Origin of the sequence: Streptomyces sp. NPDC096132 (assembly GCF_044763345.1) — a bacterium.
GTDB lineage: Bacteria > Actinomycetota > Actinomycetes > Streptomycetales > Streptomycetaceae > Streptomyces.
Genome location: NZ_JBIWGA010000026.1, coordinates 65,060 through 82,732, shown reverse-complemented (window position 1 = coordinate 82,732; position 17,673 = coordinate 65,060). Strand labels below are relative to the sequence as shown.

The window sequence follows — 17,673 nt, the reverse complement described above, 5'->3', positions numbered from 1 at the left end:
GCGGTTAGTCCTCCCCCAGGATCTGCGGCACCTTGAAACGCTGCTGCTCCTGGGCCGGGGCGCCGGAGAGCGCCTGCTCGGGGGTGAGCGACGGACGGACCTCGTCCGCCCGCATGACGTTCGTCAGCGGGAGCGGGTGCGAGGTCGGCGGTACGTCTTGGTCGGCGACCTCGCTGACGCGGGCGACCGCGCCGATGATGTCGTCCAGCTGTCCCGCGAAGTGTTCGAGCTCTTCGGGCTTCAGCTCCAGACGCGCCAGCCGGGCGAGGTGGGCGACCTCCTCGCGCGTGATGCCAGGCATGCAGCGTTCCTCTGGGGGTGAGTGTGTGTGGTTTGGGCCCAATCCTAGGGGGCAGGGCCCGCAACCCGTGAAACGGTTTGCCGTCGCGACCCCGGGTTCAGTGCCGTCCGTCCCATGCCTGGCTGCGCAGGAAGTGGTTGTCGTAGAGCTCCTGTGCTGCCGGGGGTGGCGGCGGTGGGGGTCCCCCCGGCTCGAGCGAAGCCGAGAGCTGGGGGAGTGCGGACGGCCCGGCGGGACGATGACGAGGTCGCCGCGTTCGGCGGTGACGACGTCGTCGCCGGAGAGGACCTCCGCCTCGCCGTCGAGCAGGTAGAACATCTCGGCGGAATTGCGGTGCAGGTGCGGGCGGGCACCGTCGGCGCCCTCCCCGAGCGTGACGCGCACGGTGGACAGCGCACCGCCGGACGCGCTGCTGTCGGCGAGCAGCTTGACGGCGACGGGCATACCGCCGATCACCTCGGCCTCGGCGTCACGGACGAGGACGGTCTCGTCGAACTTCGGCACGAACAGCGACATCTTCGAACCCCCTGGTGATGTGGACCGTGGACGATGTGGCCCGTGGACGATGCGGGCGCGCTCGGAGGGGAGACCCACCTGGGGAGTTGGGCCGAACGGGTGAGCGCAGGGCGCGGTGATTCCGGGATGGCCTGGTGGTCGCCGACAGCGGGCGCCCCCAGGGGGACGCCCGCTGTTCGGTCGGTCTGTGCGGGTGGGCTATTCGTCGGTGGCTGCGGCCGGGAGTGCCGCTGCGGGGCGTTGCCAGCCTCGGGAGCCCCGGGCTCGTAGCCATGCCGTGGTCTCGTCGGGGGGCATCGCCGCGGCCACCAGCCAGCCCTGGACAGCGTCGCAGCCCAGGTCGCGCAGGCGTTCCCAGGTCTCGTCGTCCTCGACGCCCTCGGCGACCACCAGAAGGCCCAGGGAATGCGCGAGATCGACCGTGCAGCGCACGATCTCGGCGTCCTCGGTGTCGACCGCCAGCCGGGCCACGAAGGAGCGGTCGATCTTCAGTTCGCTGACCGGGAGCCGGCGCAGGTGCACCAGCGAGGAGTAGCCGGTGCCGAAGTCGTCCAGGGACATCTTCACGCCGTGGCCGGTCAGACCGTTCAGGGTGTCCGCCGCCCGCTGCGGGTCCTCCAGCAGGACGTGTTCGGTTATCTCCAGTTGGAGCGCTCCCGCGGGCACTCCGTGCCGGGCCAGGCGCGCGGCGACGGAGCCGGCGAAGCCGGGGGTGTGGACGTCGCGCGGGGAGACGTTGACCGCGACGGGCACGTACAGCCCCTGGGCCCGCCACTCGGCGACCTGGCCGAGCGCCGTCTCCAGCACGTACTCCGTGAGGTGGGGCATCAGCCCCGAGGACTCGGCGATCGCTATGAACTCGTCCGGCGGCACCTTCCCGCGCTCCGGGTGCACCCAGCGGACGAGGGCCTCGAGCCCCGCCACCTGACCGTCGAAGCGGACCTTCGGCTGGTAGTGCAGCTGCACCTCGTGCGCGTCGAGCGCCCGTCGTAGATCGCCCAGCAGACCGAGCCGGTCGGGGGTGTTGGAGTCACGCTTGGACTCGTACACCTCGACGCCCGTACGGTCCCGCTTGGCCTGGTACATCGCCACATCGGCCCGGCGCAGCATCCCCTCCGCGTCGAGCGCGTGGTCGGGGAAGACGGCGACGCCCGCGCTGGCCTCCAGGACGAGGGTGAGTCCGTCGAGGTCGAGCGGCGAGCTGAGCGTGGAGACCAGCCCGCGGGCCACCCGGGTCGCGGAGGTCGTGGAGTCGGCGACGGGGAGTAAGACCGCGAACTCGTCACCGCCGAGCCGCGCGACCTCCGCCCCGCGCGGCATGGCGACCCGCAGCCGTTCGGCTATCTGGAGGAGGAGCCGGTCGCCGGCGAGATGCCCGAGGGTGTCGTTGACCGAACGGAAGCGGTCGAGGTCGATCAGCATCAGGGCGGCCCGGGCGCCGATTCGCTCGGCGTCGTCCAGGGCGGTCCAGATGCGCTCCAGCAGCCACTGCCGGTTGGGCAGCCCGGTCAGCGGGTCGCGCAGTTGTTCCTCGGCGCGGGCCCGGGCCATCCAGAGCGTGGAGTCGAGGGCGATCAGCGGGATCGAGAACAGCGGCAGCAGGATCGGCTTGGCCACGGCCACCACGCAGACCAGCGGTGCGATGCCGAGCAGCGCCACCGCGACCAGGCCCTGTCTGACCAGGGCGGTGCGGGCGACCGTGGGCAGTCCGCCGGAGCGGGGGGCGTGCAGGTACCAGAGCAGGACCCGCGTGACGGAGAGGTAGGCGACGGCCACCAGGGCCACCTGCGGGCCGGTGTACACGGTCCAGCTGTCGGGGTACCAGGGGTGCTCTACGGACGGCACCCGTCCGCAGGCGGCGAGCAGCAGCGCGCCCGCGCCGATGCCGAGGATGTCCACCGCGCCGTGCAGGACGCCCTGCCGCCAGCGGTGGCGCCTGGCTATGCCGACCAGGACGACGACGGTGAGGCTGACCATGCCGGCCGGTACCCAGCCGTACAGCAGCAGGACGGCGAGGGTGAGGGCGGCGCCGGAGCCGGTGCCGCCCCACCAGCGGGCGCGGCCGAGCAGGACCAGATGGCCGACGATGATCCCGGTCAGCAGGGCCAGCGACCAGCCGACCGTGCCGGACGGGAAGAGGGCGTGGTTGCCGGTGAAGGCGCGGTAGAAGCCGGCGCCGAGGGCGAAGGCGGCCGCCCCGACGACCGCCGCGGGCAGGGCGGGCCAGGACAGGTGCCGGTCGGGTTCGGCGCCGGGCAGTCCCGAGGTCGCGGACAGCAGCGAGGTGCCGGGCAGGACGGAGGGCCCGGGGAGGACGGAGGCGCCGCCCAGCCCGGCAGCGCCGGACAGCCCGGAAGGGCCGCCCAGCCCGGAAGGGCCGGACAGTCCAGGGGAGCCGGGCAGTCCGGAGGGGCCGCTCAGCCCGGACCTGCCGGACAGTCCGGAGGCGGGCCCGGTGGGCGGGGGCGCGGGGGCGCGGATGTCCGGGGCGATGCGCGGTGCGTACGCCTGTGCGCCCGGATGTCGCCCGGTCCGCCCCGCCCACCGGCTCCCCCACCGGACGCCGACGCCCCGGAGCCAGCGCAGCCGGGAGTCCGGTGCGGCGCTCTCGGTCGGTTCCATTCCCGTCCCTCTCACAGCCGGCGGTGCCCACGCCACGCGGCCCGTTGCCCGACAAACCTCAACGGCGCCGCGTTGGAAAACCCTTCCCCCCGCTCTTCAGGAGCGAGGAGATGCCCCGACCGCAGCTGGGCACGGCAGGCGCACATCTCAACAGTAGGCCGCAGAAGGCTTCCACGGGCAGCGGTCGTCGACGGTTGCCCGAATGCGCCCCGGCCACCCGTATGCATCTGGTATGCGCCGATCGGGTGGCCTTCAACCGCCACTCCGCGCTACTCCTCGGTCGGAAGGGCGACTTCGGCGGCGGCGTCCGGTCCCCGTTCGAGGAGGACGGTGAAGCCGTCCTCGTTCAGAACCGGAACCTTCAGCTGCATCGCCTTGTCATATTTCGACCCAGGATTGTCACCCACCACAACGAAAGACGTCTTCTTCGAAACAGAACCTGTCACCTTCGCTCCCCGGCTCTGCAGCGCGTCCTTGGCGCCGTCACGCGTGAAGTGTTCGAGCGTGCCGGTGACGACGACCGTCAGGCCTTCGAGGGGACGCGGCCCCTCGTCCTCACCGGAGCCCTCCTCCTCCATGCGGACGCCGGCGGCCTTCCACTTGCGGATGATCTCCTGGTGCCAGTCCTCGGCGAACCACTCCTTGAGCGAGGCCGCGATGATCGAGCCGACGCCGTCGGTGGCCGCCAGCTCCTCCTCGCTCGCCTGCTCGATACGGTCGATGGAGCGGAACTCGCGCGCGAGCGCCTCGGCCGCGACCGGCCCCACATGACGGATCGACAGGCCGGTGAGGACACGGGCGAGCGGGCGTTCCTTGGCCGCCGCGATGTTCTCCAGCATGGCGAGCGCGTTCTTCTTCGGCTCGCCCTGCTGATTGGCGAAGACCGTGGCGATCTTCTCCTCGCCGGTCTTCGGGTCGCGCTTGGGCAGTCCGCTGTCCTGGTCGAGGACGTACGCCTTGATGGGCAGCAGCTGCTCGATGGTGAGGTCGAAGAGGTCGCCCTCGTCGAGCAGCGGCGGGTCCTCCGGCTCCAGCGGCTTGGTGAGGGCGGCCGCGGCGACGTAGCCGAAGTGCTCGATATCCAGCGCCTTGCGGCCGGCCAGGTAGAACAGCCGCTCGCGCAACTGGGCGGGGCAGGTACGGGCGTTGGGGCAGCGCAGGTCGACGTCGCCCTCCTTCATCGGCCGCAGCGGCGTACCGCACTCGGGGCACTCGGAGGGCATCACGAACTCGCGCTCGGTGCCGTCCCGCAGGTCGACGACCGGGCCGAGGATCTCGGGGATGACGTCACCGGCCTTGCGCAGCACCACCGTGTCGCCGATGAGGACGCCCTTGGCCTTGACGACGTCCTGGTTGTGCAGCGTGGCGAACTCGACCTCCGAGCCCGCCACCGTCACCGGCTCGACCTGCGCGTACGGCGTCACGCGGCCCGTACGGCCCACGCCCACGCGGATGTTGACGAGCTTGGTGTTGACCTCCTCCGGCGCGTACTTGTAGGCGATGGCCCAGCGCGGCGCCCGCGCCGTGGAGCCGAGGCGCCCCTGGAGCCGGATCTCGTCGAGCTTGACGACGACCCCGTCGATCTCGTGCTCCACGGAGTGCCGGTTCTCGCCGTAGTACGCGATGAACTGCCGTACGCCGTCGAGGTCCCCGACCACCCTGTTGTGCGTGGAGGTGGGCAGGCCCCAGCCCTTGAGGAGGTCATAGGCCTCGGAGAGACGGCCCATCCCCTCGTAGCCCTCCAGGGCGCCGATGCCGTGGACGACCATGTGCAGAGGGCGCGTGGCGGTGACGCGCGGGTCCTTCTGGCGCAGTGAACCGGCCGCCGCGTTGCGCGGGTTGGCGAAGGGCTTGTCGCCGGCCGCGACCAGCCGGGCGTTCAGCTCCTCGAACTTCTCCATCGGGAAGTAGACCTCGCCGCGGATCTCCACGAGCGTGGGCACCCCGTCGCCGGCCAGGCGGTCCGGGATCTCCGCGATGGTACGCACATTGGGCGTGATGTCCTCGCCGGTGCGGCCGTCGCCGCGGGTCGCCGCGCGCGTGAGGCGGCCGTTCTCATACGTGAGGTTGACGGCGAGGCCGTCGACCTTCAGCTCGCACAGGAAGTGGTACGCGGAGGCCCCCACGTCCTTGTGGACGCGCTCGGCCCAGGCGGCCAGCTCCAGGTCGTCGAAGGCGTTGTCCAGCGAGAGCATGCGCTCGCGGTGCTGGACGGCCGTGAAGTCGGTCTCGTACGCCCCCGCGACCTTCTGGGTGGGCGAGTCGGGCGTGCGCAGCTCGTGGTACTCCTCCTCCAGCTCCTCCAGGGAGCGCAGGAGGCGGTCGAACTCCGCGTCGCTGATGACCGGAGCGTCCTTCACGTAGTACCGGAAGCGGTGCTCCTCGATCTGCTCAGCGAGCTGCGCGTGCTTCTCCCGTGCCTCGGCGGGCACCGTCGTCTCCGCTTGCTTGTCGCCGGCCACCGTGTTGTCCTCCCGTTACTCTGGGTTGTCCGCGAGGGATCTCGCCGCCCGGACGCAGTGGGCGAGGGCCCGGCGGGCGTACGCGGGGGAAGCCCCCGCGAGTCCGCACGCCGGCGTGATCGTGACCGCCTCCGCGAGAAGCCCCGGTTGCAGTCCCAGCCTGCGCCACAGCGTCCGTACACCCATGACGCTACCGGCAGGGTCCGACAATGCGGAGTCCGTCCCGGGTACGACACCGGCGAACAGCCGGGTCCCCGCTTCTACCGCCTCACCGATCGCCTCCTCGTCACGCTCGGTGAGCAGCGAGAAGTCGAAGGAGATGCCGGCGGCCCCGGCCCTGCGCAGGAGGGCGAAGGGGACCTCGGGCGCGCAGGAGTGGACCACGACGGGGCCCTCGCCGTGCACCCCGGCCACGTCCCGCAGCGTGGCCTCGACGACCTGACGGTCGACGGCCCGGTGGGTGCGGTAGCCGCTGGCGGTCCGCACCCGGCCGCGCAGTACGGCGGTGAGGGAGGGCTCGTCGAGCTGGAGCACGAGCCGGGCCCCGGGGATGCGCCGCTGCACCTCCGCGAGATGCAGCCGCAGCCCCTCGGCCAGCGAGGCGGCCAGGTCGCGGCAGGCTCCGGGGTCGCCGAGGGCGGCCTCGCCGTTCTTCAGCTCCAGCGCGGCGGCGAGCGTCCACGGGCCGACCGCCTGCACCTTCAGCGGGCCCTGGTAGTCCTGGGTGAACTCCTCGAGGGCGTCGAGGTCCTCGCCGAGCCAGGACCGCGCCCGCTTGGTGTCCCGGCCCGGCCGGTCGCCGATCCGCCAGCCGCTGGGCTCCACGCGCGCGTACAGCTCCACGAGCATCCCCGCCGTCCGGCCGATCATGTCCGCGCCGGGGCCGCGGGCCGGGAGCTCGGGCAGGAACGGGAAGTCCTCGAAGGAGCCGGTGGCGGTCTTGGCGGCCTCGCGGGCGTCACCGCCGGGGAGCGAGCCGACGCCGGTGGCGGGGCCGTAGGGGGAGTGTGCGTTCACGGGACGAAGCCTACGGAAGGTCAGCGGCCCGGCCGTACCGTCAGGTCGTTGACCTCCGCGTCCCTCGGCAGGTCCAGGGCCATGAGGATCGTCGTCGCCACCGACTCGGGGTCGATCCACTCGGCGGGGTCGTACTCCTTGCCCTCCTGCTGGTGGACCTTGGCCTGCATGGGGCTGGCCGTGCGCCCGGGGTAGACGGAGGTGACACGGACCCCGTTGCCGTGCTCCTCGTGGCGAAGGGCGTCGGCGAGGGCCTTCAGACCGTGCTTGGAGGCGGCGTACGCGGACCAGTCGGCGCTCGCCCGCAGGCCCGCGCCGGAGTTCACGAACAGCACGTGACCACGTGTGGCGCGCAGTTGGGGCAGGAAGTGGCGGGTCAGTTCGGCGGGCGCGATCAGATTGACGTTGAGCTGGTGGCGCCAGGCCTTCGGGGTGAGGTCGCCCACCGGGCCGAGGTCGACCACCCCGGCGATGTGCAGCAGCGAGTCCACCCCGTCCGGGAGCGTCTGGTGGGAGAAGGCCCAGCTCAGCCGGTCGGGGTCGGCCAGATCGCCGACGAGGGTCCGGGCGCCGGGGAACTCGGCCGCCAGCTCCTTCGCACGGCCCGCGTCGCGCGCGTGCAGCACGAGGTCGTCCCCGCGCGCGTGCAGACGGCGGGCGACGGCCGCGCCGATGCCGGAGCCGGCTCCGGTGATCACATGAGTAGCCATGCCCGCCATGCTCGCATCACGCGGCGTCTAGCCGATGCCCTGGCTCTCCTCCAGGAAGGCGAGCGCCCCGACCGGCTCCTCCGCGAAGAACACCAGGTCGGTGAGGGGGCGCGGCAGGAAGCCCTCGTCCTCCATGCGCCGGAACTGCTGCTTCAGTCCGTCGTAGAAGCCGGCGGTGTTCAGCAGCACGACCGGCTTCTCGGTGTGACCGTGCTTCTTCAGCTCCAGGATCTCGGTGGCTTCGTCCAGCGTGCCCGTCCCGCCGACCATCACCACGACCGCGTCGGCCTTCTCCAGCAGCAGCCTCTTGCGCTCGGCGAGGTCCTTGGCGATCACCATCTCGTCGGCGCCCTGGCGGGCCTTGGCGGCCAGGAAGTCCACCGACACCCCGCACAGCCGCCCGCCTGCCTCCTGCACCCCGTCGGCGACGACCTTCATCAGTCCCACGTCGGAGCCGCCCCAGACGAGCGTGTGCCCGCCCTTGCCGAGCAGTTCCGCGAACTCGCGCGCGGGTCGCGTGTAACGGTCGTCGAGGTCGGCGGCGGAAAGGAAGACACAGATACGCATGCCGACACCGTACGCGGGAAGAACCGGGGGCCCGCGAGTGCTTTTCCGGTATGACCGAAGGACATGTCATCACCATCGAGCAGGGCACCCAGCACATCAGGGTCGTCCACGGAGACCACGTACTGGCCGAGACCGACCGGCCCCTCGTACTGCGCGAGACCGGCTGTCCGGTGCGCTACTACCTCCCCGAAGCGGACGTACGCATGGACCTCCTGACCCCCTCCGACACCCACACCTACTGCCCGTTCAAGGGCACGGCGTCCTACTGGTCGCTGCCGGACGCGCCCGACCTGGTGTGGTCCTACCCCGACCCCAAGCCGGACGTCGCCGCGATCAGGAACCACCTGTGCTTCTACACAGTGGAAGTGTCGTAGGTGGAAGTGTCGTAGGCCGATGACCGCCGTGCCGTGCGGCAGTCTGCTCTGACATGGACAAGAAGACCATTTCGCGCGACGGCACCGAACTCGCGTACGCACGCGCCGGGCAGGGCCCCGCGGTGATCCTGGTGAGCGGGGCGATGTCCACGGGCGGCACCGTGGCGCCCCTGGGCGGGCTCCTGGCGCACCGCTTCACCGTCCTCTGGTACGACAGGCGGGGCCGCGGCGGGAGCGGGGACACCGCGCCGTTCGCGGTGGAACGCGAGGTGGAGGACCTGGCCGCACTGATCGAGGCCGCGGGGGGCGAGGCCTCGCTGTACGGCATCTCCTCGGGCGGCGCGCTGGCGCTTCGGGCGGCGGCGAGCGGGCTGCCGGTGCGGCGGGTGGCCGTCTACGAGACGCCGTACGCCGACTTCCAGGAGGGCGGCGCCGAGGACCGCGCCGCGTACACCGAGCGGCTCACCGAGGCGCTCGCCCAGGGGCGGCGCGGAGACGCCGTGGAGCTGTTCCTGCGGCTGACGGGGCTGGCCGAGGAGATGATCCAGCGGGCCCGTCAGTCGCCCATGTGGGCCGGCATGGAGGCGATCGCGCCGACCCTCGCCTACGACGACGCGGCCATGGCGGGCGGCCTGGTCCCCCGGGAACAGCTGGCCGCCATCGGCGTCCCGGTGCTCGCGGTGGTGGGCGGGGACAGCCCCGCGTGGCTGCGTGAGGCCACGCGCGCGGTGGCGGAGGTGGTGCCGCACGGGACGTACCGGAGCCTCGAAGGGCAGACCCACATGGTCGATCCGAACGTCCTCGCGCCCGTCCTGGCGGAGTTCTTCGGCCGGTAGGCGGCCGCGGGGCGGGTCAGGCCACGCCGGCCGTCGCCCGTACCGTCGAGGCGATCGTGGCCGAGCCCACCACGCGGGTGCCGTCGTACAGGACGATCGCCTGGCCGGGGGCGACTCCGCGGACCGGCTCGCCGAACGACACCCGCAGCTCGCCGTCCAGCAGTTCCGCCGTCACCTCGGTCTCGCCGCCGTGGGCGCGCAGTTGGGCGGTGTAGGTGCCGGGGCCGGTGGGGGCCGCTCCGCACCAGCGCGGCTTGATCGCCGTCAGGGCGCTCACGTCGAGGGCGGCGGCCGGGCCGACCGTCACGGTGTTGTTGACCGGCGAGATGTCGAGGACGTAGCGCGGCTTGCCGTCGGCGGCCGGGGTGCCGATGCGCAGCCCCTTGCGCTGGCCGATGGTGAAGCCGTACGCGCCGTCGTGGGTGCCGATCCTCGCCCCGGACTCGTCGACGATGTCGCCCTCGGCCTTGCCGAGCCGCTTGGCCAGGAAGCCCTGGGTGTCGCCGTCGGCGATGAAGCAGATGTCGTGGGAGTCGGGCTTCTTGGCGACCGCGAGGCCCCTGCGCTCGGCCTCGGCGCGGATCTCGTCCTTCGTGGTGACCGTGTCGCCGAGGGGGAAGAGCGCGTGCGCGAGCTGCTTCTCGTCCAGGACGCCGAGGACGTACGACTGGTCCTTGGCCATGTCGGAGGCGCGGTGCAGCTCGCGGGTGCCGTCCTCGGCCACGATCACCTTCGCGTAGTGGCCGGTGCACACCGCGTCGAAGCCGAGCGCCAGCGCCTTGTCGAGGAGGGCCGCGAACTTGATCTTCTCGTTGCAGCGCAGACAGGGGTTGGGGGTGCGGCCGGCCTCGTACTCGGCGACGAAGTCCTCGACGACGTCCTCGCGGAAGCGGTCGGCGAGGTCCCAGACGTAGAACGGGATGCCGATGACGTCGGCGGCGCGGCGGGCGTCGCGGGAGTCCTCGATGGTGCAACAGCCCCGCGCGCCCGTGCGGAACGACTGCGGGTTCGCGGAGAGCGCGAGGTGGACGCCGGTCACGTCGTGGCCGGCCTCGGCGGCGCGGGCGGCGGCGACGGCGGAGTCGACCCCGCCGGACATGGCGGCGAGTACGCGGAGAGGGCGCTGCGAGGTCTCAGTCATAACCCTTCCAGGGTACGGGTCGCCGGGAACCGGAGCCCGCGAGTATCCGTTGACGATCACGAAGGGCGAGAAAGGGCGGACGATGGGGGCGAGAAGAAGCGACGCCGACCGGCGGATCGGGCGGCGCGCACTGCTGATCGGCGGGGCGGCGGCCGCCGTGGGGTCGGTGGCGCTGGCGCGCGAGGAGCTGGCGCATCTGTACTGGCGGTTGCCGGGGGTGCAGAAGTCGCGGGTGGAGGGGGCTGTCGACTTCGGGGGCGCGCGGTGGGTGTCGGCCTCGGAGGCGAACTTCCGATGGGCGGACCGGCCGGACGACTACGGGATCGACATGGTCGTCATCCATGTCACCCAGGGCGACCTGGCCGGCGCGGTGAAGGCGTTCGAGGACCCGGGGCACCAGGCGGCCGCGCACTACATCGTCGGCCAGGACGGCAGCGTCACCCAGATGATCCGCGAGCTGGACGTGGCCTACCACGCGGGCAACCGCGCGTACAACGAGCGGAGCGTCGGCATCGAGCACGAGGGGTTCGTGGACCGGCCTCAGGACTTCACCGACGCGATGTACTCGGCCTCCGCGCGGCTGACCGCCCGGATATGCGCGCGGTACGGCATCCCCGTCGACCGGGAGCACATCATCGGGCATGTGGAGGTGCCGGGGACGGACCACACCGATCCCGGCGAGCACTGGGACTGGGACCGGTACCTGAAGCTCGTCAAAACGGCGCTAACCGCTTCCGCCTGACCATCGACGTGACGCAGCTCACATGTTCTCAGAATCGTGAACGATTCGTGAGTGCCGCCCGCCCGATGTGTCCCACACCTGGATCCTGACCTGCGGCACGCCAACTTGGCTTTTTTTCAGAGGAGTTGATGATCCAATCGCATTATTAAGGCTCCACAGGCTACCGAGCTCACTCCTAACTTGGACTCAGTCTTCACATAGGCCTTAGCCCAAAGCTCCACGGCCATGACCCACACCACAGATCCCGCGTCCGGAGCGGGAGAGCAGAGCAAGGGTGCCCACGCCAGGAGCGGCCGCGGCCGCAAGGGCGAGCACACGAAGGAGACCAGGGGCCGGAGCGGCAAGGGCCTGCACCGGCGGAGCTTCCTCGGCGGGATGGCCGGCGTCGGCTTCGGCGTCGTCGGCGCGGCGGGAGTCGGCTTCTCCCTGCTGACCGGCGGCAACAACAGCAAGGCTTCCGCGGCCACGGAAGCCACCGGCACCCTGAACATCCCGGACCTGCTGGAGACCACCACCACCGACGGCACCACCACCTACACCCTGACCGCGAAGACCGGCACCAGCGAGGTGATCAGCGGCGTCACCAGCACCACAGCCGGCTACAACGGGTCGTACCTCGGCCCGACGATGAAGTGGACCAAGGGCGACACGGTCCTGCTGAACATCACCAACAGCCTGGGCGACGACACCACCGTCCACTTCCACGGCGCCCACATCCCGCCCAAGATGGACGGCGGCCCGCAGAACGCCTTCGCCGACGGCGAGACCTGGTCGCCCACCTTCGAGGTCCTCGACGAGGCCAAGACCCTCTGGTACCACCCGCACGCCCTGGGCACCACGGCCGAGCAGGTCGTCCACGGACTGGCCGGCATGATCATCGTCGAGGACGACTCGGACGTCTCGGCCGCGCTGCCGAGCGAGTACGGCGTCGACGACATCCCGATCATCCTGCAGTGTCTGGCCGTCGACACCAGCGGCGACATCAAGTACGAGGCCACCGGGTACCGCAGTTCCACCACCACCTTCCCGGTGCTGGTCAACGGCACCAACGTCGACTCGACCACCCTCGGCTTCACCGCCACCAAGACGCGCACGCGCTTCCGCGTCCTGAACGCCTCCCCCGCCGACATCATGACCGTCCAGCGCAGCGACGGCGGCACGCTCACCCAGATCGCCACCGACCAGGGCTATCTCACCGAGCCCACCGAGGTCACCACGATCCGGCTGGTGGCCGGCGCCCGCGCCGAGTTCGTGCTCGACCTGGAGGACGCCGTCACGCTCCAGGCCGTGGTCACCACCGGCTGGATCCGCGGCGGAAGCGGCACGTACGACTTCCTGACCGTGATCCCGGAGGCCTCGGACACGCCCGACGACCTGCCGAGCTCGCTCAACACGATCACCCGGTACGACACGAGCGACTTCACCGCGCGGACGATCACCCTCGGCCAGAGCGGGGCGACCATGCTGATCAACGGCTCCGCGGGCACCAGCATGTCCTCGATGGCGATGATCAGCACCACGCTGGACGCCGAGGAGATCTGGACGATCAGCAACGCGACGCAGCTGGAGCACTCCTTCCATCTGCACGACGTGCCGTTCCAGCTGATCGAGATCAACGGCGAGGAGCCCACCGGCGTCGACCTCGGCTGGTTCGACACCTATGAGGTGGTCGGCGGCGGCTCCATCAAGATCGCGATGAAGTTCACCGACTTCACCGACGACACGTACATGTACATGCTCCATTGCCATCTGCTCCAGCACGAGGACGAGGGCATGATGGCGGCCCTCATGGTCACGGAGAGCTAGGCCCCTCAGCCAGGCCTCATCGAGCAGGCTGCCGCCGGCAGTGGAAGTGCCGGCGGCAGCCCCTGGCCCAGCGCACCCGGGCCAGGTCCATGGTGAGGGCGGTGGCTAGCAGGCGCCTTTGAACACGTCCACCTGACCTCCGGTGCTGTTCGCCACCGCGAGGTCGCGTACCCCGTCGCCGTCCAGATCGGCCGCCGCCGCGTCGTAGGCACCGGTGGCTGACAGCTCGGCGAGCGGGGTGAGTACGCCGTCGGTCGCGCCCTGGAAGAGGGTGACCGAGTTGCCCCGCAGGGAGGAGACCATCAGGTCCGTGAGACCGTCGCCGTCCAGGTCGGCGGCGCCCACCGCGACCGGCAGCGCGGAGGTGGCGTACGTGGTGGCCGCGCCGAAGGTCCCGTCGCCGTTGCCGAGCAGGACGTCCAGCGTGGTGGCCCCGTTGCTCACGGTGGCCAGGTCGAGGGTGCCGTTCCCGTCGAAGTCGCCCTCGGCGAGGGAGTAGAGGCGGGAGGTGGCCGCGTACTCGGCCGAGGCGCCGAGGGCGCCCGTGCCGTCGCCGAGCAGGACGCTGACCCCGGCGCTGCCGACGCTGGCCGTGGCCACGTCCGCCGCGCCGTCACCGTCGAAGTCGCCCACGACGACGCCGTGCGGCTGACTGCCCGTGGCGGTCTGGCCCCGGTCGTCGAAGGTGCCGTCGCCGCGCCCGAGCAGCACCCGCACCGTGCTCGGGCCCTGCTCGACCACGACGAGGTCGGCCTCGCCGTCGCCGTCGAGGTCACCGGTGGCCAGGGCGCGCGGGGAGGCGCCGACGTCGATCGCGGAGGCCGGCCCGAAGGTCCCCTCCCCCTCGTTCAGCAGCACGCTCACCTGGGCGCCGCCGAAGTCGGCGGTCGCGAGGTCGGGGCCGCCGTCGCCGTCGAAGTCGGCGACCACGGTCTGGTACGGGCGGGTGCCGACCGCGTAGGTGGTGCCCTCGGCGAAGGTCCCGTCGCCGTTGCCGAGCAGGACGGTCACCGAGTCGGCGTCGAGGTTGGACGCGACGACGTCCTGCGCTCCGTCGCCGTTCAGGTCCGCCACGACGACGTGCCGGGTCTGTGTGTCGGCCACCGCGGAGGCGTCGAGGCGGGTGTACGACACGGCGCCTGTGCAGGAGGCGCTCACCCCGGGGACGCCGTCGGCCGCGGAGGCCGGCACTGCGGCCATGCCGCCGACGAGGACCGAAGCGGCGGCCACGGCGAGCCGTTGGATGAGGCGTTGGTGCGGTGGCGCGACGGTCATGGTGACGGCCTTCTGTCGACAGCAGTGGGCGGAACCCTGCACGGGAAGGTAGACCAACCCCGCGCAACTGTCGACACCTAGCCGCAATATTGACAGGTGACCCTTAGATTCGGGTCATCTGTCGACACTAGGGCGGGGGTTACGTCAGCCCCGCCGCACGCGCCCGTTCCACCACGGGGCCGATGACCTTGGCGAGTGCCTCGACGTCGGCCTCGGTGGAGGTGTGGCCGAGGGAGAAGCGCAGGGTGCCGCGGGCCAGGTCGGGGTCGGTGCCGGTGGCGAGCAGAACGTGGCTGGGCTGGGCGACGCCGGCCGTGCAGGCGGAGCCGGTGGAGCACTCGATGCCCTGCGCGTCGAGGAGGAGGAGCAGGGAGTCGCCCTCGCAGCCCGGGAAGGTGAAGTGCGCGTTGGCCGGAAGCCGCCCCTCCGGCGCCGGGTCGCCACCGAGGATCGCGTCCGGGACGGCCGTACGGACCGCGGTGACCAGGGCGTCGCGCAGGGCGCCGATCTCACGGGCGAACCACTCGCGCTGCTCGGCGGCGAGACGCCCGGCGACCGCGAAGGAGGCGACGGCGGGGACGTCGAGGGTGCCGGAGCGGACGTGGCGTTCCTGGCCGCCGCCGTGCAGGACGGGTACCGGGGTGTACTCGCGGCCGAGGAGGAGGGCGCCGATGCCGTACGGGCCGCCGATCTTGTGGCCGGAGACGGTCATCGCGGCGAGGCCGGAGGCGGCGAAGTCGACGGGGACCTGACCGAAGGCCTGGACGGCGTCGGCGTGCAGCGGGACACCGAACTCGGCGGCGACGTCGGCGAGTTCACGGACCGGCATGACCGTGCCGATCTCGTTGTTCGCCCACATGACGGTGGCGAGGGCGACGTCGTCGGGATCGCGGGCGATGGCCTCGCGCAGGGCGTCGGGGTGGACGCGGCCGTACGCGTCGACCGGCAGGTACTCGATACGGGCGCCCTCGTGCTCGCCCAGCCAGTGCACGGCGTCGAGGACCGCGTGGTGCTCCACGGGGCTGGCCAGCACCCGGGTGCGGGCCGGGTCGGCGTCGCGGCGGGACCAGTACAGGCCCTTGACCGCCAGGTTGTCGGCCTCGGTGCCGCCGGAGGTGAACACGACCTCGCTGGGGCGGGCGCCGAGCGCTTCCGCGAGGGTCTCGCGGGCCTCCTCGACCGTCCGCCTCGCGCGGCGGCCGGATGCGTGGAGGGAGGAGGCGTTGCCGGTGGTGCCCAGGTGCGCGCTGAGTGCCTCGACTGCCTCCGGGAGCATCGGGGTGGTCGCGGCGTGGTCGAGGTATGCCATGGTGGCCACGATTCTACGGGGCCGCCGTGAGGGACCTCGTGTCAAGGTCTGCGCCTTGCCCTGGCCGCCCTTGGACCTGGTGGCGAGGCACCCGGCACTGCAGGCTGTGCCCACCCGTTCCGCCCTGCGGAACGACTGCCCACAGCGGTAGCCGGCAAGCGGTCAGCAGTCAGCAGTCAGCAGTCAGCAGTCAGCAGTGGAACGACTGCTCCCCGCGGCGGTGGACGACCCCCTAGAACCCCCACGACAGCGTCGAGTCCGCCTGCATGAAGGCCAGGAGGACCAGGAGGTCGGCGATGCCGAGGGTGAGGCCGAGCCAGGCGCGGCCGCGGCGGGCGGTGCCGCGGATCAGGGCCACCGAGGCCAGGACGATGGCGATCGGGCCGAGGAAGAGGTTGAGGACCAGAAGGCCGATGAGGCCGAGGACGAAGGACGCGACGGCCATGCCGTCGGTGTCGCGGATGCCGGTGCGGCGGGTGGGGCGGTCGGTGGCCGGTGCGATGAGTTGCATGATCGTTCAGCTCCTGTCGGACGGTGGGCCGGTCAGTGGGTCGAGGTGTGGCCGCGGCGGGCGTGGCGCTCCCGGAGCGCGAAGACGCCGAGCCAGACGGCGATCACGGCGGCGGCGACGAGCGTGAAGCCGAGCGGCGCATGGGCCACGGTGCCCAGGACGACGCCGAGCAGGAGCAGTGCGGCGACGAGGAACAGCATGGGTTCGAATCCCCCTCCGGGACGTTTCCCGTTACGTTTGGGTGAACAGTTGTGGTTACAGTTGTTCACTGACTTTGAGTCTAGCGCGTCCCACGGCTTTCCAATTCCGGAGAACAGTTGTTAACTGGATGACATGAGTCACACCCTCGGAATCCGACAGGCCCAGAAGCAGAAGACCCGGCAGGCGCTCCTGGACGCCGCGTTGGGGCTGTTGGAGGAGCAGAGCCTGAGCAGCCTGGGTCTGCGCGAGGTCACCCGCGCCGTCGGCGTCGCCCCGACCGCCTTCTACCGGCACTTCCGCTCCACCGCGGATCTCGGCGTCGCCCTCGTCGAGGAGGCGCTGGGCAGTCTCCACCCGATGATCCGGACCACGGTGACCACCGCCGAGTCGAGCGACGAGCGCATCACCCGCGCGGTGGAGTTGATAGAGGGGTATGTGACCGCGCACCCCGCACATGTCCGTTTCATCGCCCGGGAGCGGCACGGCGGCGTCGAGCCGGTACGGAAGGCGATCCAGGGGCAACTGGGCCGATTCGCCGAAGAAGTGCGGGACGAACTGGCCAATGACCCCGAGGCGGAGGGCTGGAACGACGACGACCTGCTGATGCTGTCGCATCTGTACGTCGACCAGATGCTCATCACGGCCTCGCTCTTCCTGGAGGCCCTGGAGGCGACACCGGAGGAACGGGAGCGCGTCGCGGTGCGCGCGACCCGTCAGATGCGGCTCATCAGCATCGGCCGCCACCACTGGCTCGACTGAGCCCCGCACGCACGGAGGCGGCGCACCCGTTCCCGAGTGCGCCGCCCCTGTCGTACGGAGCCGACGAGCCGTCAGCCCTGCTGCTGGGCCTGCTGGCCCTGGCCGCCGCCGGGGCCGCCACAGCCGCCGCCCTGGCCGCCGCCGGGACCACCCTGGCCACCACCGCCGGGGCCGCCGCTCGGCATGCCCGAGGGGACACCGGTCGGGGTGCCGGTCGGCTGGCCGGAGGCGGCTCCGGACGGCGCCCCGGACGGGGCGCCCGACGGGGCACCGCTCGGGGCGGCACCGGTCGGCATGCCGGACGGCGCCTGGCAGCTCTGGTTCTGGCCGGAGTTGCCGCTGGAGGACGAGGAGTCGTCCGAGCCGCAGGCGACCAGGGCGAGGGGCGAGAGCGCCAACAGGGCCACCGCCGGGACGAGACGCACACGCTTCATGAGAGACAGCTCCAAGCACGATGAGGGAGTCCTGAGGTGCGGGCACTCAACCAACGGCGGCTGAGGCTTCCTTGAGCCCCCTCTGTCCCC

The 17,673-nt window shown here is 71.5% G+C and carries 17 protein-coding genes and 1 pseudogene; 5 read left to right on the top strand and 13 right to left on the bottom strand.

The genetic code is table 11. The features are described 5' to 3' along the window. Window positions 1-4: 4 nt before the first annotated feature. The 7 genes and pseudogenes from gatC to ACIRF9_RS41425 form a co-directional block, all read right to left on the bottom strand. Window positions 5-301, bottom strand: coding sequence for an Asp-tRNA(Asn)/Glu-tRNA(Gln) amidotransferase subunit GatC (gene gatC / locus ACIRF9_RS41455; RefSeq protein WP_007384860.1), 297 nt, complete (start codon window positions 299-301; stop codon window positions 5-7). Window positions 302-398: 97 nt separating this feature from the next. Next, a pseudogene (locus ACIRF9_RS41450) lies at window positions 399-817 on the bottom strand (cupin domain-containing protein). A 198-nt stretch (window positions 818-1,015) separates the two neighbouring features. Beyond that, on the bottom strand, window positions 1,016-3,439 hold the full coding sequence (locus ACIRF9_RS41445; RefSeq protein WP_403833533.1) for a putative bifunctional diguanylate cyclase/phosphodiesterase: 2,424 nt from the start codon (window positions 3,437-3,439) through the stop codon (window positions 1,016-1,018). Window positions 3,440-3,708: 269 nt separating this feature from the next. Further along, the gene (gene ligA / locus ACIRF9_RS41440) at window positions 3,709-5,901 is read right to left on the bottom strand and encodes an NAD-dependent DNA ligase LigA (protein ID WP_403833531.1); all 2,193 of its coding nucleotides are present in this window, start codon (window positions 5,899-5,901) and stop codon (window positions 3,709-3,711) included. Between the two features lie 15 nt (window positions 5,902-5,916). Continuing rightward, window positions 5,917-6,918 carry a methionine synthase gene (locus ACIRF9_RS41435; protein ID WP_403833528.1) on the bottom strand — a complete coding sequence of 334 codons (1,002 nt, stop codon included), beginning with the start codon at window positions 6,916-6,918 and terminating at the stop codon, window positions 5,917-5,919. 20 nt (window positions 6,919-6,938) lie between these two features. After that, on the bottom strand, window positions 6,939-7,637 hold the full coding sequence (locus ACIRF9_RS41430; RefSeq protein ID WP_403833526.1) for an SDR family oxidoreductase: 699 nt from the start codon (window positions 7,635-7,637) through the stop codon (window positions 6,939-6,941). A gap of 18 nt (window positions 7,638-7,655) precedes the next feature. Continuing rightward, window positions 7,656-8,195 carry a TIGR00730 family Rossman fold protein gene (locus ACIRF9_RS41425; protein WP_403833524.1) on the bottom strand — a complete coding sequence of 180 codons (540 nt, stop codon included), beginning with the start codon at window positions 8,193-8,195 and terminating at the stop codon, window positions 7,656-7,658. A 50-nt stretch (window positions 8,196-8,245) separates the two neighbouring features. On the opposite strand from ACIRF9_RS41425, the gene ACIRF9_RS41420 reads away from it, so the two are divergent. Both ACIRF9_RS41420 and ACIRF9_RS41415 read left to right on the top strand, forming a co-directional pair. Further along, the gene (locus tag ACIRF9_RS41420) at window positions 8,246-8,569 is read left to right on the top strand and encodes a DUF427 domain-containing protein (protein WP_403833522.1); all 324 of its coding nucleotides are present in this window, start codon (window positions 8,246-8,248) and stop codon (window positions 8,567-8,569) included. A gap of 53 nt (window positions 8,570-8,622) precedes the next feature. Then, the gene (locus ACIRF9_RS41415) at window positions 8,623-9,405 is read left to right on the top strand and encodes an alpha/beta fold hydrolase (protein WP_403833519.1); all 783 of its coding nucleotides are present in this window, start codon (window positions 8,623-8,625) and stop codon (window positions 9,403-9,405) included. A gap of 16 nt (window positions 9,406-9,421) precedes the next feature. On the opposite strand, the gene mnmA is transcribed toward ACIRF9_RS41415, so the two are convergent. Continuing rightward, the gene (mnmA, locus tag ACIRF9_RS41410; protein WP_403833516.1) at window positions 9,422-10,546 is read right to left on the bottom strand and encodes a tRNA 2-thiouridine(34) synthase MnmA; all 1,125 of its coding nucleotides are present in this window, start codon (window positions 10,544-10,546) and stop codon (window positions 9,422-9,424) included. Between the two features lie 82 nt (window positions 10,547-10,628). Here mnmA and ACIRF9_RS41405 point away from each other — a divergent pair, with 82 nt between their 5' ends. Together ACIRF9_RS41405 and ACIRF9_RS41400 are read left to right on the top strand one after the other, a co-directional pair. Further along, on the top strand, window positions 10,629-11,288 hold the full coding sequence (locus ACIRF9_RS41405; protein ID WP_403833514.1) for an N-acetylmuramoyl-L-alanine amidase: 660 nt from the start codon (window positions 10,629-10,631) through the stop codon (window positions 11,286-11,288). A gap of 225 nt (window positions 11,289-11,513) precedes the next feature. After that, window positions 11,514-13,094: a multicopper oxidase family protein gene (locus tag ACIRF9_RS41400; RefSeq protein ID WP_403833511.1), complete on the top strand. Its 1,581-nt coding sequence runs from the start codon at window positions 11,514-11,516 to the stop codon at window positions 13,092-13,094. A gap of 105 nt (window positions 13,095-13,199) precedes the next feature. On the opposite strand, the gene ACIRF9_RS41395 is transcribed toward ACIRF9_RS41400, so the two are convergent. The 4 genes from ACIRF9_RS41395 to ACIRF9_RS41380 all read right to left on the bottom strand — a co-directional run bounded on the left by ACIRF9_RS41395 (window position 13,200) and on the right by ACIRF9_RS41380 (window position 16,389). Continuing rightward, window positions 13,200-14,369 carry an FG-GAP repeat domain-containing protein gene (locus tag ACIRF9_RS41395; RefSeq protein WP_403833509.1) on the bottom strand — a complete coding sequence of 390 codons (1,170 nt, stop codon included), beginning with the start codon at window positions 14,367-14,369 and terminating at the stop codon, window positions 13,200-13,202. 139 nt (window positions 14,370-14,508) lie between these two features. Next, window positions 14,509-15,678: a cysteine desulfurase family protein gene (locus ACIRF9_RS41390; RefSeq protein WP_403833506.1), complete on the bottom strand. Its 1,170-nt coding sequence runs from the start codon at window positions 15,676-15,678 to the stop codon at window positions 14,509-14,511. Between the two features lie 232 nt (window positions 15,679-15,910). Next, the gene (locus ACIRF9_RS41385) at window positions 15,911-16,189 is read right to left on the bottom strand and encodes a DUF4190 domain-containing protein (RefSeq protein WP_403833503.1); all 279 of its coding nucleotides are present in this window, start codon (window positions 16,187-16,189) and stop codon (window positions 15,911-15,913) included. 32 nt (window positions 16,190-16,221) lie between these two features. Further along, window positions 16,222-16,389, bottom strand: a complete 168-nt coding sequence (locus tag ACIRF9_RS41380) for a hypothetical protein (protein WP_403833501.1) — start codon at window positions 16,387-16,389, stop codon at window positions 16,222-16,224. 133 nt (window positions 16,390-16,522) lie between these two features. Between ACIRF9_RS41380 and ACIRF9_RS41375 the strand changes: the two genes are divergently transcribed. Continuing rightward, window positions 16,523-17,149, top strand: a complete 627-nt coding sequence (locus ACIRF9_RS41375; RefSeq protein WP_403833499.1) for a TetR family transcriptional regulator — start codon at window positions 16,523-16,525, stop codon at window positions 17,147-17,149. A gap of 71 nt (window positions 17,150-17,220) precedes the next feature. Here the strand turns inward: ACIRF9_RS41375 and ACIRF9_RS41370 are convergent, their stop codons facing one another. Further along, entirely contained in the window at window positions 17,221-17,583 is a 363-nt protein-coding gene (locus ACIRF9_RS41370; protein WP_403833496.1) for a hypothetical protein, read from the bottom strand. Between the last annotated feature and the right edge of the window lie 90 nt (window positions 17,584-17,673).

Excerpts from the sequence above, each read along its gene's own strand:
- ACIRF9_RS41430 (WP_403833526.1), bottom strand. The coding sequence starts at position 7,637 with ATGGCGGGCATGGCTACTCATGTGATCACCGGAGCCGGCTCCGGCATC.
- ACIRF9_RS41425 (WP_403833524.1), bottom strand. The coding sequence starts at position 8,195 with ATGCGTATCTGTGTCTTCCTTTCCGCCGCCGACCTCGACGACCGTTAC.
- mnmA (WP_403833516.1), bottom strand. The coding sequence starts at position 10,546 with ATGACTGAGACCTCGCAGCGCCCTCTCCGCGTACTCGCCGCCATGTCC.
- ACIRF9_RS41385 (WP_403833503.1), bottom strand. The coding sequence starts at position 16,189 with ATGCAACTCATCGCACCGGCCACCGACCGCCCCACCCGCCGCACCGGC.
- ACIRF9_RS41420 (WP_403833522.1), top strand. The coding sequence starts at position 8,246 with ATGACCGAAGGACATGTCATCACCATCGAGCAGGGCACCCAGCACATC.
- ACIRF9_RS41415 (WP_403833519.1), top strand. The coding sequence starts at position 8,623 with ATGGACAAGAAGACCATTTCGCGCGACGGCACCGAACTCGCGTACGCA.
- ACIRF9_RS41405 (WP_403833514.1), top strand. The coding sequence starts at position 10,629 with ATGGGGGCGAGAAGAAGCGACGCCGACCGGCGGATCGGGCGGCGCGCA.
- gatC (WP_007384860.1), bottom strand. The coding sequence starts at position 301 with ATGCCTGGCATCACGCGCGAGGAGGTCGCCCACCTCGCCCGGCTGGCG.
- ACIRF9_RS41445 (WP_403833533.1), bottom strand. The coding sequence starts at position 3,439 with ATGGAACCGACCGAGAGCGCCGCACCGGACTCCCGGCTGCGCTGGCTC.
- ACIRF9_RS41375 (WP_403833499.1), top strand. The coding sequence starts at position 16,523 with ATGAGTCACACCCTCGGAATCCGACAGGCCCAGAAGCAGAAGACCCGG.
- ACIRF9_RS41390 (WP_403833506.1), bottom strand. The coding sequence starts at position 15,678 with ATGGCATACCTCGACCACGCCGCGACCACCCCGATGCTCCCGGAGGCA.
- ACIRF9_RS41395 (WP_403833509.1), bottom strand. The coding sequence starts at position 14,369 with ATGACCGTCGCGCCACCGCACCAACGCCTCATCCAACGGCTCGCCGTG.
- ACIRF9_RS41400 (WP_403833511.1), top strand. The coding sequence starts at position 11,514 with ATGACCCACACCACAGATCCCGCGTCCGGAGCGGGAGAGCAGAGCAAG.
- ACIRF9_RS41370 (WP_403833496.1), bottom strand. The coding sequence starts at position 17,583 with ATGAAGCGTGTGCGTCTCGTCCCGGCGGTGGCCCTGTTGGCGCTCTCG.
- ACIRF9_RS41380 (WP_403833501.1), bottom strand. The coding sequence starts at position 16,389 with ATGCTGTTCCTCGTCGCCGCACTGCTCCTGCTCGGCGTCGTCCTGGGC.